Raw genomic sequence first — 14,462 nt, 5'->3', positions numbered from 1 at the left:
CGCAGCGCGACCGTACGTTTGAGCGTTTACAGAGCGGGCTAGGTTGAGGTCTATGGCTTCCACGCACGACACGTCTGCCGCCCGGGGCGCCGAGGTGCTGGTCGCGTCCAACCGCGGTCCGGTCTCCTACGAGGTGCGCGAGGACGGCTCGCTGCACGCCAGACGCGGCGGCGGCGGACTGGTCTCCGGTCTGTCGGCCATCGGCCCCGACGCCGGCGCGCTCTGGGTGTGCTCGGCGCTCTCCGACGGCGACCGCGAGGCGGTCCGGCGCGGGGTCGGCGAGGAGGGCGTGCGGATGCTGCCCGTCCGGGCCGACGTGCACGCCGACGCGTACAACGGCATCGCCAACTCGGTGCTCTGGTTCGTCCACCACCTGCTGTACCAGACCCCGCTGGAGCCCGTCTTCGACGCGGAGTTCCGCCGTCAGTGGGCCGCCTACGAGACGTACAACCGGGCCTTCGCGGAGGCGCTCGCCGAGGAGGCGGCGGAGGGCGCGGCGGTGCTGGTCCAGGACTACCACCTGTGTCTCGTCCCCGGCATGCTCCGCGAGCTCCGTCCCGACCTGCGGATCGGGCACTTCTCGCACACGCCGTGGGCGCCCCCGGACTACTTCGCCCTGCTCCCCCAGGACATTCGCGAGCAGCTGCTGCGGGGCATGCTCGGCGCGGACCGGCTGGGCTTCCTCACCCGGCGTTGGGCGGACGCCTTCACCGCGTGCTGCGAGCAGTCCGCGGGCGGCCTGGGCGGCGCCGAGGTCGGCGTGCACGGTCTCGGCGCGGACGCCGACTTCCTGCGCGAGCGCGCGCACCGGCCGGACGTCGAGGAGCGGCTGGCGGCGCTGCGCGAGGAGATCGGCGAGGGCCGCAAGGCCATCGTCCGCGTCGACCGCACCGAGCTGTCGAAGAACATCGTGCGCGGGCTGCTGGCCTACCGGCAGCTGCTCGACGACCACCCGCAGTGGCGCGAACGGGTCGTCCACGTGGCCTTCGCCTACCCCTCCCGCCAGGACCTCGCCGTCTACCGGGACTACATGGCCGAGGTGCGGCGCCTGACGGACGAGATCAACGCCGGCTACGGCACGCCCGGCTGGACCCCGGTGCTGCTGAACCTCAAGGACGACTTCGCCCGCTCCCTCGCCTCCTACCGCCTCGCGGACGTGGCGCTGGTCAACCCGATCCGCGACGGCATGAACCTGGTCGCCAAGGAGGTCCCGGTCGTCTCCGACGAGGGCTGCGCCCTGGTGCTGTCCCGGGAGGCGGGCGCGTACTGGGAGCTGCACGAGGACGCGATCACGGTGAACCCGTACGACGTCCTGGAGACCGCCCGCGCCCTGCACGAGGCGCTGTCCATGGCGCCGGAGGAGCGGGCCGAGCGCACGAAGCGGCTGGCCGCGGCGGCGACCGCGCTGCCCCCGGCCCGCTGGTTCCTGGACCAGCTGAACGCTTTGCGCGCGATTCAGCCGAGCTGAGCGGCCAGCCGGCCGTACGGACCGGGACCGACCGCCGACAGTCGGCCCCGGCCCGCCCGCTCCGCAACCAGCCGAGCCCCCCGCCCCCGGCGCGGCCGCTCTCGGCGGCCGGCCGCCGACGGCCATGCCCGGACTCGGCCGCTCCGCCGTACGCGATTCAGCCGAGCTGAGCAGCCAGCTGCCGCAGCAGCCGTACGACCCCGGCGGGTCCGTCGACGACGAGGTCCGCGCGCTCGGCCAGTTCGCCGACCTCCGCGCTGCCGCTGCACACCAGCAGGCCGGGCACGCCGTCGGCGCGCAGTCTCCCGACGGCGGCGAAGGCGGGGAGGTCGCCGAGGTCGTCGCCGGCGTAGAGCACGGACCGGGCGCCCGTCTCGCGGACGTGGTCCAGCAGGGCCACGCCCTTGTCCATGCCCGGCGGGCGCAGCTCCAGGACCATGCGGCCGGGTTCGACGATCAGGCCGTGCCGGGCCGCGAGGTCGGTGAGGGGGCCGCTCAGGGCGTCGAAGGCGGCCTGCGGGTCGTCGGCGCGCCGGGTGTGGACGGCGACGGCACGGCCGCCCTTCTCCTCGATCCAGACGCCGGGCCGGTCTCCGGCGGCCGCGAGGACCTGCGGGAGCGCGGCCAGGACGGCGGCCACGCCGGGGTGCGGTTCGGGGGCGGTGAGGGCGCCGGTGCGGGCGTCCCAGCGCTCGGCGCCGTAGTGGCCGAGCACGGTGAGCCGGCCCAGCCCCTCGACCCCGGCAAATCCGCCGTGCCGTACGGCGACCTCGGCGGGCCGGCCGGTGACGACGGCCACGCCGGCGACCTTCGGGGCGAGCGCGGCGAGCGCGGGGACGGCGTCGGGGTGCGCCCGGGCGTCCTGCGGGTTCTCGACGATGGGGGCGAGGGTGCCGTCGAAGTCGAGGGCGACGAGGGCGGCCTCCGGGCGGCCGACGATCGCGTCGAGCCCCGCGCGGCCCGCCGGGGTCACCGGAACGGGGAGGGGGCCGGATGCCGTGGAGTGCGTCTGTGGGGTGCCCATACAGGGACGATAACCAGCGAGCGCCGCCGCTAACGCTCCGTGCGCCTCGCTTCTCGCACCCTGCGCAGCCTGTTCACCGTGACCGGGTCGTGGGCCAGCGCGCGGGCGTCGTCGAGGAGGGCGTTGAGGAGCTGGTAGTAGCGCACCGGCGACAGGTCCAGTTCCTCGCGTATCGCCCGTTCCTTCGCGCCGGGGCCGTGGAACCCCCGCCGTTCGAGGGCGAGGATGCCGCGCTCCCGCGCCCCCAGTCCGTCCGCCCCCAGCCCGTCCGCCGCCAGGCCGTCCGAATCCCGCGCGTCCGCCTCCGGCCCGTCCGCGTCTGCCGGCCGTTCCCCACTCGCCTCCATGCCCGCCTCCATGCCCGCACGGTAACGCCCGCCGCTGACATCCGGCCCAAACGGCTTGTCCGGCCCGTCCGGCCCGTCCGGCTCATTCGCCGGCGGCGCTCTCCAGCGTCGTCGCGGTGGTCTGCAGGCCGCCGAGCACGTCGGCGGGGCTGCCGTTCGCGGTCACGGCCCGGCCGATCCGCTTCTTGATCTCCGCGCTGACCTTCGCCCACGAGGTCCGCCCGACGGGGTAGCTCTCGGACAGCGGGAGCTCGGCGAGGAACGGCTTCAGGTCGGCGTCCTGCGCGGCCGAGCCCATGACCTGGGACGCGGAGGCGGTGACCGGCAGCAGGTCGTACTCGTGGGAGAAGTCCAGCACGTTCTGCTCGCTGTAGACGAAGTCGAGGAAGTCGCCGATCTCGTCGCCGTGCCCGCCCCGCTTGAAGGCGGTCATCCAGTCGGCGACGCCCAGCGAGGTCTTGCTGGGGCCGTCGACGCCCGGCATCGGCACCATGCCGAACTCGACGCCCTTGGCGGCGGCCGCCTTCATCAGCGAGGGGTGCCCGTTGAGCATGCCCACGTCTCCGGCGGCGAAGGCGGCGAACGCGGTGGCCCGGTTCAGCTTGCCCGGCGCGACGGGCCCGGTCAGGCCCTTGCCGACCAGGTCGGTCTTCAGCCAGTCGAGGGTCTCGACGTTCTCCGCGGAGTCGAAGCTGTAGCTGCTGACCGTCTGGGTGTAGCCGCCCCGGCCGCTGAGCAGCCACTGCAGGGTTTCGGCCTGCGCCTCCTCGGGGCCCAGCGGCAGGGCGTAGGGGTATTTCACGCCGTCCTTCTTCAGCGCCCGCGCGTCCTTCGCGAGCTCGGCCCAGGTGGTGGGCGCACTGATGCCGGCCTTCGCGAAGAGGGCCTTGTTGTAGAACAGCAGCCGGGTGGAGGAGGCGAACGGCATGCCGTACTGCACTCCGCGCACCTGGCCCGCCCGGGCGAGCTGGGGTACGAAGTCGGCCTCGACGGGGATGGAGAGCACGTCGCCCACCTTGTAGAGCAGGTCGTCGGCCGCGTAGTCGGCGTAGGCGCCGATCTGGGCCATGTCGGGGGCGTCGCCCGCGTCGACCATGGCCTTGACCTTCGCGTCGACGTCGTTCCAGGAGTACACGCTCACGTCGACGGTGACCCCCGGGTGGTCCTTCTCGTACGCGGCGACGAGCCCGTCCCAGTACTTCTTCGAGCTGTTGGCGCTGCTGTCGCCGTAGTCGGCGGCGACGAGTCTGAGGGTGACGTCGTCGGAGCCGGCGGTCAGTCCGCAGCCGGTGAGGACCGCGGCCAGGCCGAGGGCAGACACCCCCGCCACGCCTGCCGTGATCATTGCTGACTTTCGTGCCCGCCGCTGCACCGCACTGCTCCCAACTGATTGCTCATACCAATGGACCGATATCCGGATCAAGGTCTACACCACACGATATGGTCCAGACCTCTCCGGGCCTCCGGTCCGGCACGGTACCCCCACAACCGCGAGTGGACTAGACCTCTCGCGGGTCCTCGGTCCACACTGTCCCCCGTGAGACATGTCATCGCCCTGGACGTGGGCGGCACCGGGATGAAGGCCGCCCTGGTCGGCGCGGAAGGCGCACTGCTGCACCGGGCCCGCAGGGACACCGGCCGCGAGCGCGGACCCGACGCCGTGGTCGCCGGCATCCTCGACTTCGCCGCCGACCTGCGCGAGCACGGCGCCCGGCAGTTCGGCGAGCCCGCCGCCGCGGCCGGCGTCGCCGTGCCCGGCATCGTCGACGAGGCCGGCGGCGTCGCCGTCTACGCGGCCAACCTGGGCTGGCGGGACGTGCCGCTGCGCGCCCGGCTCGCCGAACGCCTCGGCGCCCCGGTCGCCCTCGGTCACGACGTGCGCACCGGCGGTCTCGCCGAGGGCCGGATCGGCGCCGCCCGGGGCGCGGACCGCTTCCTGTTCGTGGCTCTGGGCACCGGCATCGCGGGCGCGATCGGCGTCGACGGCCGGGTGGAGGCGGGCGCGCACGGCTTCGCGGGCGAGATCGGCCACATCGTCGTACGGCCCGGCGGCGCCCCCTGTCCCTGCGGGCAGCGCGGCTGCCTGGAACGGTTCGCGTCCGCGGCGGCGGTCGGCGAGGCGTGGGCGGCGGCCGTCGGCGACCCGGAGGCGGACGCCGCGGACTGCGCGAAGGCCTTTTCGTCCGGCGACCCCAGGGCCCTCCGCGTCTGGCAGAGCGCCGTGGACGCCCTCGCCGACGGCCTGGTCACCGGCCTCACCCTGCTGGACCCGCGCACGCTCGTCATCGGTGGCGGGCTGGCCGAGGCGGGGGAAGCCTTGTTCACACCGCTGCGGGACGCCGTCCGGCGGCGCGTGACCTTCCAGAAGCTGCCGGAGATCGTCCCGGCGGCCCTGGGCGACAGCGCCGGATGCCTCGGCGCGGGCCTCCTGGCCTGGGATCTCCTCAACACGACCGACGGCATGGAGGTAACACCCTGATGGCCACCCCCCCAGGGACGCGGGGCACTGCGCAGCCGACCGCATCGCACCGCCCGCAGACGCTGACCGGCGCCAGGGTGGTCCTGCCGACGGGCACGGTCCCGGGCGGCCGCGTCACCGTCACCGGCACGAAGATCACGGCCACGCCCCGGCACGGCGCCGGTCAGGACGCCGACGCGATCGACACCCTCGACGCATCCGACGCATCCGGCGTGACCGACGTGCTCGACGTGTCCGGCCACTGGCTGGTCCCCGGCTTCGTCGACCTGCACAACCACGGCGGCGGCGGCGCCTCCTTCTCCGGCTCGGCCGAGGACGTCCTGAGAGCCGTCCGCACCCACCGGGCGCACGGCACCACCACCCTGGTCGCCTCCACCGTCACCGACGACATGGACGTCCTCGTCCGCCAGGCCGGCCTGCTGAGCGAACTGGCCGAACAGGGCGACCTGGCCGGCATCCACTTCGAGGGCCCGTTCATCTCGCCCTGCCGCAAGGGCGCGCACTCCGAGGCCCTGCTGCGCGACCCGGACCCGGCGGAGGTGCGCAAGCTGGTCGACGCGGCGCGCGGCCACGCCAGGATGGTCACCCTGGCGACCGAACTGCCGGGCGGCCTGGACTCCGTACGGCTGCTCGCCGAGCACGGCGTGATCGCGGCCGTCGGCCACACCGACGCCACCTACGAGCAGACCGTTCAGGCCATCGAGGCCGGAGCCACCGTCGCCACCCACCTCTTCAACGCGATGCCGCCCCTCGGGCACCGCGCCCCCGGCCCGATCGCCGCCCTCCTGGAGGACGAACGGGTGACGGTCGAGCTGATCAACGACGGCACGCATCTGCACCCGGCCGCCCTCGAATTGGCGTTCCGTCACGCGGGCCCGGGCCGGGTCGCGTTCATCACGGACGCGATGGACGCCGCCGGCATCGGCGACGGCCGCTATCTGCTCGGCCCGCTGGAGGTCGAGGTCAGCGAGGGCGTGGCACGTCTCGTGGAGGGCGGCTCCATCGCCGGCTCCACCCTCACCCAGGACCGCGCCTTCCAGCGGGCGGTGACGATCGACCGCCTCCCCGTCGAGGACGTCGTCGCCGCGCTGTCCGCCAACCCGGCCCGCCTGCTGGGCCTCGACGACCGCGTCGGCTCCCTGGAACCGGGCAAGGACGCCGACCTGGTCCTGCTGGACGACGCCTTCGAGATCAGAGGCGTGATGCGCAAGGGCGTCTGGACAGCGCCCCCCGACCTCGCCTGAAACACCCGCGGGGCCACCGGCCGGATCGTGCGGGAGCTGCTCGCCGCGACGGCCGGGAACGCGGACGCGCGCGTGGTGGACGCGCTCGTGCCGGCGGGCGCGCTCCGTGCCGATGGGCGCGTTCGCGGGCCTGATACGGGCGGGACGGGCCGCGGGCGTCCCCGCGCTGCTGGACACCGGCGGGGAGCCGGGGCGTCGCCGCCCGCCCGGACGTCGTCAAGCCGGACGCGGACGAACTGGCCGAACTGACCGGCTCCCACGAGCCGTTGCGCGCTGCCCGGGACGCCCGCCGGCGCGGCGCGCACGCCGTGGCGGCCTCACTCGGCGCGCAGGGTCTGCTCGCGGCCACCCGGAGGGCGGCTGGCGGGCCGCCCCGCCCGCCCGCGGGTGTCGGTCAGGGACGAGGGAAGAGCGGCGACCTAGCTCCTCCAGCCCGCCTCAAGCCACAGCTGGTCGAAGTTGACGTCGCAGGAATTGCCCTGCTCACAGGAGATCTTGATGGTGTTGGTGCCCTTGTTGAGGGTGAGGTTCGCCCAGGTTTTGGTCCAGCCCTTGGCGTAGTCGCCCTCCGGGGCATTGGCGAAGTTCGCGAGGTTCAGCAGACGGTTCTGCGCCGTGCCGTTGATCGTGAGCGTGGCCTTGGCGTCCTTGCCGGGCACCCCGAAGTTCACGTTCAGCGTGTACTTGCCGTCCTCGGGGATGCCGCTGACGTTCCAGGTGAGCGCCGCGCCGGCGGTGTTGAAGTTCGTGACGTAGATCCCGCCGTCCGCCTTCGCGCCCTTCACGTCGGACGCCGTGGTCGTGCCGCCCGTCAGGCTCAGCGCCTTCGCGTCGACCGCAGGCAGCTCGGTCTCGTTGGCGTCGCCGGTGTTCGACGCGCTGGGCGACGGGCTCGCCGGGGCGGAGGCGGGAGCGGAGGCGCCGCCGCCCGCCTTGTCGTCGTCGGTGCCCTTGTCGCCGTTGGTGACGACCACCACGATGCCGATCACGACCGCGGCGACCACCGCGACCGCGCCGATCAGCAGACCCTTGGTGTTGGGCCCGCCGCCACGGCCGCCGCCGCCCTGCACGGGCTGGCGGCCGGTCGAGGGACCGCCGCCGGCGGCGAAGTTCTCGGGCGCGGCGTAGTGCGCGTTCGGCTGGCCGTACGCGCCCTGCTGCGGAACCGTGGGCGGCTGGCCGTACTGCGCGGTCTGCTGCTGCGGCTGCTGGCCGTACTGGCGCTCGCCGACCGCACGCACCCGGCCCACGGAGTTCGGGTAGCCGTATCCGCCGGAGGGCGGCTGCGCGCCGTTCGCCTGGCCGTCGGCGTAGAGGTAACCGAACGGGTCGTCGTCCTCGGGCGTGCTCGCGCCGTTATTGCCGGGCGTCATCCCTTCGTACTCCTCAACAGTGCGGGGCCGATGCGACACGCGTACGCGTGTCCATACGTGTGAGAACTGCGAGCCTACCCGGTCCCCACCGCCCAAACGGGTGACTCGGATCGCATCAACGCGGCGGCAGGGCCGCTGACCTGGCGATCATCCCGCACGCCTGTGCTGTTTGGGACGAGATCGTTTCTCGACGTACATGCGCTCGTCGGCGGACTTCAGCACTTCGTCCGCGGTCATCCCGCAATGCGCCCAGCCGATGCCGAAGCTGGCGCCCACCCGCACCGCCCGCCCCTCGGCGCGGATCGGCTGGATGATCTCGTTGCGCAGGCGTACGGCGAGGTCGGCGGCGTCGGCGCGGCCGAGGCCGTCGGCGAGGATCACGAACTCGTCGCCGCCGAGCCGGGCGACCGTGTCGCCGTCGCGGACCTGGCGGGACAGCCGGCGGGCCACCTCGATGAGGACCGCGTCGCCTGCGTTGTGCCCGAACCGGTCGTTGATCGACTTGAAGCCGTCGAGGTCGCAGAAGAGGACAGCGAGCCCCTTGGCGCCGTCGTCGCGCCCGTCCTCGGGGGCGGCGGTGTGCACATGGTGGTCGTAGCCGTCGAAGGACTCGGCGCCGCCCGGCCGGTAGTCGAAGCCGTGGCCGTTGGCGTCGAAGGCGGCGTGGCCGTAGGCGGTGTCCATGGCGTCGACGGCGGCGGGGTGGGCCGACAGGGGCCGCTGGCAGAGCCGGGCGGACAGCCGCGAGCGCAGCTCCGCCGAGTTCGGCAGGCCGGTGAGGGAGTCGTGGGAGGCGCGGTGGGCGAGCTGCAGCTCGCGGCGCTTGCGCTCCTCTATGTCCTCGACGTGGGTGAGGAGGAAGCGGGGCCCGTCGGCGGCGTCGGCGACGACGGAGTTGCGGAGGCTGACCCAGAGGTAGGTGCCGTCCCGGCGGCCGAGGCGCAGCTCCGCGCGGCCGCCTTCGGCGGAAGTCCGGAGCAGGGTGCCTATGTCCTCGGGGTGGACGAGGTCGGAGAAGGAGTAGCGGCGCATCGCGGAGGCGGGCCGGCCCAGCAGGCGGCACAGCGCGTCGTTGGTGCGGAGTATGCGCCCGTGCTGGTCGCCGCCCATCTCGGCTATCGCCATGCCGGAGGGGGCGTACTCGAAGGCCTGCCGGAAGCTTTCCTCGCTGGCCCGCAGGGCCTGCTGCTCACGTTCGAGCCGGACCAGCGCCCGCTGCATGTTCGCACGTAGACGCGCGTTGCTGATGGCGATGGCGGCCTGGAAGGCGTACATCTGGAGCGCTTCGCGCCCCCATGCGCCGGGACGGCGTCCGTTGCGCGGCCGGTCCACGGACAGGACGCCTATCAGCTCGCCGCAGGCGTCGCCGCTGCCGGGCGCGGCGGGCGTGTACATGGGCGCGAAGAGCCGGTCCGAGGGGTGCCACTCGTCCTCGAAGCGCGGCGCGGGCCCGTCGGTGTACCACTGCGGGACGTCGTCGTCGTCGAGGACCCAGCCCTCGGTGTGCGGTATGAAGATCAGGTCGCCCCAGGTCTCGCCCATGCCGAGGCGGCGCTCCCAGGACTCGCGCGATCCGACCCGGCCCGTGATGAGGGCCTCGGCCGCCGGGTTGCCGGAGAAGGCGGCGACCACGAGATCGCCGTCGGCGCGCACGAGGTTGACGCACGCCAGCTCGTACCCGAGTGCCGTGACCACGCCGTCGGCGACGGTCTGCAGTGTGTCGGCCAGGCTGCGGGCCGTGTTCATGTCGGCCATGACCTGGTGCAGCTGTCGCAGGGACGCAAGACGGACGTACGGCTCCGACTCGGTCTCCATGTGTTTCGCCCTCCCCCCGAGACTTCGCAGCGAATCAAGGGTTGTCTTCGGCGCAACGTCGTTTCTGGTGCTTCGTTGTCGGTGTGTGTCTTGTTGTGACGCCTCCGCCACTGAATCACAGCGCGCTGCCCACTCGGTACACAGGGTCAACAATTAGTGCGCCTTGTGACTCAAGTCACAGATGAACGTGAACATTTGAGTGGAGTTTCCGCGTTTTTCCTGTGCGTTTCCTGAACACGGACAGCAGCCGTCGGCGCACGGAACGCGGTGATGGGTCCACGGTCCTACGACCCTACTCGGGCGGAGGTCCGATGCGGCGGGCATCGCCCGGACACTAGCGTTCCGAGCGTGCCCACCGACGTGATCGACTCCGTGCCGAAGACCCCCTCCGGGCATGCTGAGGGGGTGAGCAACGACGAGTTCCGCGCCGCCATGTCCCGGCTCGCCGACGGCGTGGTCCTGGTGACCGCCCGGGAGCCCTCCCTGGACCCGGACGACCCCCGGGCGCCGGACGGCGAGGACGTCGGCATGACCGCCACCGCCTTCGTGTCCGTCTCCCTGGACCCGCCTCTGGTCATGGTCAGCCTGCGCAACGGCTCCCGGATGGACGACCTGCTCGACGAACAGCCCCGGTGGGCGGTGTCGGTCCTCTCCGAGAGCCAGCGGCACATCGCCGGCCGCTTCGCCATGAAGGGCCGCATCAGCGACCGCCTGCTCTTCGAGGACATCCCGTACGAACGCGGCGAGGCCACCGGCGCGCCCCTGGTCGGCGGCGCGCTGGCCACCCTGGAATGCACCACCGAGCAACGCGTCCCGGCGGGCGACCACACCCTGGTGATCGGCCGCGTCCTGACCGCCGCGACCCCGAGCGCGGACGGCGGCCCCCTGGTCTACTTCCGAGGCCGCTACCGCCAGTTGGGCTGACGGCTGACGCTGCAGGCCCGTGCGCCGGAGCGTCGAGATGCGGGGCGCCGGGTCGCCGAAATGCCGTGGCCGCGCCGCGACCGCTGCGCCTAGGGTGCCCGCATGACCCGCGCGACAGACCGGACCGACAGCACCGGCGGAGCCGACACAACCCCTTCCGGGCCGCGTCTCGTCGAGATCACGCCCGACAACTTCAGGGCCGCGACCGGCATTCGCGTCCGCCCCGACCAGGAGTTCGCGGTCTCCCCCGTGATGGCGTCCCTCGCCGAGGCCTACGTCCATCCTCCGGGCGTCGCCTGGCCCCGCCTGATCATGGACGGCGACCGTCCCGTCGGCTTCCTGATGGCGTTCGTCGACATCGACTGGACCGACGGCGCCGGCGACGTCCCCGTGCTCCGCTCCGGCCTGTGGCGGCTGAACATCGCCGCCGGGGAACAGGGCCGCGGCTACGGCCGGTTCGCCGTGGAGTCGGTCGCCGCGGAACTGCGCCGCCGCGGCGTCCAGGAGATGTACGTGACCTGGCACGAGGGCGAGCACGGTCCGGAGGGCTTCTATCTGCGGCTGGGATTTCGCAAGAACGGCGAGAAGAGCGAGGGCGAGACGGTCGGCGTCCTGCGCCTGGACCGGCCCTGAAGCCGGGGCGAACCCGCCCCGGCGTCACGACCAGTCTCGGCCGGTCCTGCCCCGCTTCGTGTCGGAGCGCTGCTTCTTCTCCCGCAGCCGGCGCTCGTTGATCCCGCGCGGGATCCGGGTCGGCCGGCGCGGCTTGGGCGGCGGGGCGGTGGCCTCGGCGAGCAGGGCGGCGAGGCGTACGGCGGCGGTCTCGCGGTTGCGCCACTGGGAGCGGTGCTCCGAGGCCCGGACGGTGACGACGCCGTCGACGAGCCGCCCGGCAAGCCGCTCGAGCGCCCGCGCCTTCCACACCTCGGGGAACGCCTCGGTGCGGGCGAGGTCGAAGCGGAGCTCCACCTGGGAGTCGCTGGTGTTGACGTGCTGCCCGCCCGGCCCCGAAGACCGCGAGAAACGCCACATGAGCTCGGCCTCGGGAAGCGAGACAGAGCCGCGGACGACATAGGGACCAGACATGCCCACCATGTTCCCGCCCCGGACCGGCCCGAGTCACGCGAATATCCCTCGGTAAAGAAAGTAAAGAAACGCGGAGTTGCGGGGAACCTTGAGCACCCTTCGCTGCGTTCATAGGGATAGCTGTAGCTTCGTGCCCGTACGAAGCCCGTACGAAGCCGTACGCAACGAGGGAAGGACTCCCAACCATGGCTGTAAGCCTGTCCAAGGGTGGCAACGTCTCGCTCACCAAGGAGGCTCCGGGCCTGACCGCCGTCACCGTGGGCCTCGGCTGGGACGTCCGCACCACCACCGGCACGGACTTCGACCTCGACGCCTCCGCGATCGCGGTCAACCTCCAGGGCAAGGTGTACTCCGACGGTCACTTCGTCTTCTTCAACAACAAGCAGACGCCGGACCAGACCATCGTCCACACCGGCGACAACCGCACCGGCGAGGGCGCGGGCGACGACGAGGCGATCAACGTGAACCTGGCGGGTCTCCCCGCCGACATCGACAAGATCGTCTTCCCGGTCTCGATCTACGACGCGGAGAACCGCTCGCAGAACTTCGGCCAGGTCCGCAACGCCTACATCCGCATCGTCAACCAGGCCGGCGGGGCCGAGATCGCCCGCTACGACCTCTCGGAGGACGCGGCCACCGAGACGGCCATGGTCTTCGGCGAGCTCTACCGCAACGGCGCGGAGTGGAAGTTCCGCGCGGTCGGCCAGGGTTACGCGTCGGGCCTCGTGGGCATCGCCCAGGACTTCGGCGTCAGCGTCTGATCACCCGAGCGTCACACGACGTTCGAACAACCGAGGCGTCCCAGGCAACCTCACCGGACCGCCCGCCCTCTATCAGGAGGGCGGGCGGTCTTCATGTGACCAGCGGCTCGACCAGTCGCTCGACCGTCACCGCCCCGAGCCTGCAGTGCGACAGCCAGCCGTCGCGCATGCAGCAGAGAGGTTTGACAGTCCACACGGCGGTGCGACGAGTGAACAGCACGTGCGCGGACCGTGTGCCGGTGCCAGGGGGGCCTGTTCCACATGTCCGTCGTCAGTCGTCGCAGGGCCATGGGTACGTTCGGGGTGGGGGCGGTCGCCGCCGCCGGGATCGGAGCGGCCTACGCCTACCGTGAGACCCCCGCAGAGCCCCCGTCCGCGTCCCCGCCGACCGTCCGCAAGGCCACCGCCACGGGCGCCAACCCGGTCGTGAACGAGAACACGCACGAGGGGACGCCCGACTGGGAGGTCCCTGCGGACGCCCGCCTCAGCACCAAGGACCGTGTGGGGCAGATCCACGGCTACGCGTCGACGACCTCCGTCGCCCCCGGTGAACAGATCTCCTTCCATGTGTCCGTCCGGACCCCGCAGCCCTTCCGCATCACCCTCTACCGGCTCGGCCACTACGACGGCGAGGGCGGCCGCCTGATGGCCACCGGTCCGCAGCTCACCGGCTCGCGGCAGCCCACCCCCGCCCCGCACCCCGAGACCGGCGCGATCGTGTGCGACTGGCGCCCGTCCTGGACGTACCGCGTCCCCGGCGCCTGGATATCGGGCGTCTACGTGGCCGTCTTCGAGGCCGAGGACGGCCACCGCAGCTGCACCCCGTTCGTCGTCCGCGAGCAGAACCGCGCGTCGGACCTCCTGGTGGTCCTTCCCTTCACCACCTACCAGGCCTACAACCAATGGCCCATGGACGGCCGCACCGGAAAGAACCTCTACCGGGGCTACCCCCGCCCCGGAGCGGTCGCGGACAGCAACCACCGCGCGTTCCAGGTGTCGTTCGACCGCCCCTACTCCGACCACGGTCTGCCCCGGTGGGCCGAGCTGGACGTCGCGTTCACGCGCTGGGCGGAGTCCGAGGGCCACGACGTGACGTACGCCACTAGCGCCGACCTGCACGAAGGCCGGATCGACCCCGAGCGCTACACGGCGATGATCTTCCCCGGCCACGACGAGTACTGGTCGAAGCCCATGCGGGACGTCCTGGAGAAGGCCGTGGGCGTCGGCACCCACATCGCCTTCCTCGCGGCCAACAACGTCTACTTCCACATTCGGCTCACCGGCGCGGCCGACGGCACACCGTCCCGCACCGTCGCCTGCTACAAGACCGCCCCGGACCCGTCCCCCGACGCGAACGGACCCACCGAGCGCTGGCGCGATTTGCAGGACAAGCACGGCAAGAAGTGCGGACGCGCCGAACAGGGCGTGCTAGGCGTCCAGTACAACGGCATCCTGGCCAAGCCCGCGCCGCTGGTCGTGCGCCGGCCGGACCACTGGTTCTGGGAGGGCACCGGGCTCAAGGACGGCGAGGAGATCCCCCACCTCGTGGCAGTCGAGGCCGACGGCTACGACAGCAAGATGCCGTCCCCGAAGGGCGCCACCCGCACCCTCCTGTCGGAGTCCCCCTACCGCTACAAGTCCGCCAAGGGCAGCGGCCACAAGCGGCGCATCCAGAACACCGGCCTCACCGAACACGAGGGCGGCACCCTCGTCTTCGCCGCCGGCACCTTCTTCTGGCCCCTCGCCCTCCAGGACGAGGACCACCACGACCCCCGCGTCGAGCGCGCGACACGCAACCTCCTCGAACGGATGCTGCTCTCACGCGGCCAGATCGGAGAGGAATCGGTCGGAGTCTGACCGTCCAGGACCCGGTCTCTGATCACCGGGAACCGGTCTCTGAAAAATGGTCGGGGTTCGATCGGTCGGCGGGCCTACCCTGCG

The 14,462-nt window shown here is 72.4% G+C and carries 13 protein-coding genes and 1 pseudogene; 8 read left to right on the top strand and 6 right to left on the bottom strand.

Annotation, left to right across the window (positions count from 1 at the left end; genetic code table 11):
• The first annotated feature begins 52 nt into the window (after positions 1 to 52).
• On the top strand, positions 53 to 1,468 hold the full coding sequence (locus tag ABT300_RS12165; RefSeq protein ID WP_351674284.1) for an alpha,alpha-trehalose-phosphate synthase (UDP-forming): 1,416 nt from the start codon (positions 53 to 55) through the stop codon (positions 1,466 to 1,468).
• Positions 1,469 to 1,625: 157 nt separating this feature from the next.
• Here the strand turns inward: ABT300_RS12165 and otsB are convergent, their stop codons facing one another.
• The 3 genes from otsB to ABT300_RS12150 form a co-directional block, all read right to left on the bottom strand.
• Positions 1,626 to 2,492 carry a trehalose-phosphatase gene (gene otsB, locus ABT300_RS12160; RefSeq protein WP_351674283.1) on the bottom strand — a complete coding sequence of 289 codons (867 nt, stop codon included), beginning with the start codon at positions 2,490 to 2,492 and terminating at the stop codon, positions 1,626 to 1,628.
• Positions 2,493 to 2,521: 29 nt separating this feature from the next.
• The gene (locus tag ABT300_RS12155; protein WP_502977925.1) at positions 2,522 to 2,839 is read right to left on the bottom strand and encodes a DUF3263 domain-containing protein; all 318 of its coding nucleotides are present in this window, start codon (positions 2,837 to 2,839) and stop codon (positions 2,522 to 2,524) included.
• An 82-nt stretch (positions 2,840 to 2,921) separates the two neighbouring features.
• The gene (locus ABT300_RS12150; protein ID WP_502977923.1) at positions 2,922 to 4,211 is read right to left on the bottom strand and encodes an ABC transporter substrate-binding protein; all 1,290 of its coding nucleotides are present in this window, start codon (positions 4,209 to 4,211) and stop codon (positions 2,922 to 2,924) included.
• Positions 4,212 to 4,376: 165 nt separating this feature from the next.
• On the opposite strand from ABT300_RS12150, the gene ABT300_RS12145 reads away from it, so the two are divergent.
• The 3 genes and pseudogenes from ABT300_RS12145 to ABT300_RS12135 form a co-directional block, all read left to right on the top strand.
• The gene (locus ABT300_RS12145) at positions 4,377 to 5,318 is read left to right on the top strand and encodes an ROK family protein (RefSeq protein WP_351674281.1); all 942 of its coding nucleotides are present in this window, start codon (positions 4,377 to 4,379) and stop codon (positions 5,316 to 5,318) included.
• Entirely contained in the window at positions 5,318 to 6,562 is a 1,245-nt protein-coding gene (nagA, locus tag ABT300_RS12140; RefSeq protein ID WP_351674280.1) for an N-acetylglucosamine-6-phosphate deacetylase, read from the top strand. Before ABT300_RS12145 ends, nagA begins: the two co-directional genes overlap by 1 nt.
• A 106-nt stretch (positions 6,563 to 6,668) precedes the next feature.
• Positions 6,669 to 6,947 (top strand): annotated as a pseudogene (locus ABT300_RS12135) (1-phosphofructokinase); the annotation flags it as partial.
• 34 nt (positions 6,948 to 6,981) lie between these two features.
• Here the strand turns inward: ABT300_RS12135 and ABT300_RS12130 are convergent.
• Together ABT300_RS12130 and cdgB are read right to left on the bottom strand one after the other, a co-directional pair.
• Complete coding sequence (locus ABT300_RS12130; RefSeq protein ID WP_351674279.1) at positions 6,982 to 7,935, bottom strand: CBM35 domain-containing protein; 954 nt, start codon at positions 7,933 to 7,935, stop codon at positions 6,982 to 6,984.
• A 147-nt stretch (positions 7,936 to 8,082) separates the two neighbouring features.
• Complete coding sequence (gene cdgB / locus ABT300_RS12125; protein WP_351674278.1) at positions 8,083 to 9,750, bottom strand: diguanylate cyclase CdgB; 1,668 nt, start codon at positions 9,748 to 9,750, stop codon at positions 8,083 to 8,085.
• A gap of 348 nt (positions 9,751 to 10,098) precedes the next feature.
• Between cdgB and ABT300_RS12120 the strand changes: the two genes are divergently transcribed.
• Both ABT300_RS12120 and ABT300_RS12115 read left to right on the top strand, forming a co-directional pair.
• Positions 10,099 to 10,674, top strand: a complete 576-nt coding sequence (locus ABT300_RS12120; protein WP_452987245.1) for a flavin reductase family protein — start codon at positions 10,099 to 10,101, stop codon at positions 10,672 to 10,674.
• 102 nt (positions 10,675 to 10,776) lie between these two features.
• On the top strand, positions 10,777 to 11,307 hold the full coding sequence (locus tag ABT300_RS12115) for a GNAT family N-acetyltransferase (protein ID WP_351674276.1): 531 nt from the start codon (positions 10,777 to 10,779) through the stop codon (positions 11,305 to 11,307).
• 24 nt (positions 11,308 to 11,331) lie between these two features.
• Here ABT300_RS12115 and arfB read toward each other — a convergent pair whose 3' ends face one another.
• Positions 11,332 to 11,769 carry an alternative ribosome rescue aminoacyl-tRNA hydrolase ArfB gene (gene arfB / locus ABT300_RS12110; RefSeq protein ID WP_319278050.1) on the bottom strand — a complete coding sequence of 146 codons (438 nt, stop codon included), beginning with the start codon at positions 11,767 to 11,769 and terminating at the stop codon, positions 11,332 to 11,334.
• A 176-nt stretch (positions 11,770 to 11,945) separates the two neighbouring features.
• Here arfB and ABT300_RS12105 point away from each other — a divergent pair, with 176 nt between their 5' ends.
• Positions 11,946 to 12,521, top strand: a complete 576-nt coding sequence (locus ABT300_RS12105) for a TerD family protein (RefSeq protein ID WP_057579155.1) — start codon at positions 11,946 to 11,948, stop codon at positions 12,519 to 12,521.
• 261 nt (positions 12,522 to 12,782) lie between these two features.
• Complete coding sequence (locus ABT300_RS12100) at positions 12,783 to 14,378, top strand: N,N-dimethylformamidase beta subunit family domain-containing protein (protein WP_351674275.1); 1,596 nt, start codon at positions 12,783 to 12,785, stop codon at positions 14,376 to 14,378.
• Positions 14,379 to 14,462: the final 84 nt, after the last annotated feature.

It is taken from the genome of Streptomyces sp. NPDC001027 (genome assembly GCF_040299045.1).
Taxonomy (GTDB): domain Bacteria; phylum Actinomycetota; class Actinomycetes; order Streptomycetales; family Streptomycetaceae; genus Streptomyces.
Note: the sequence above shows the minus strand (reverse complement) of the source record. Positions and strands in the feature narration are given on the sequence as shown.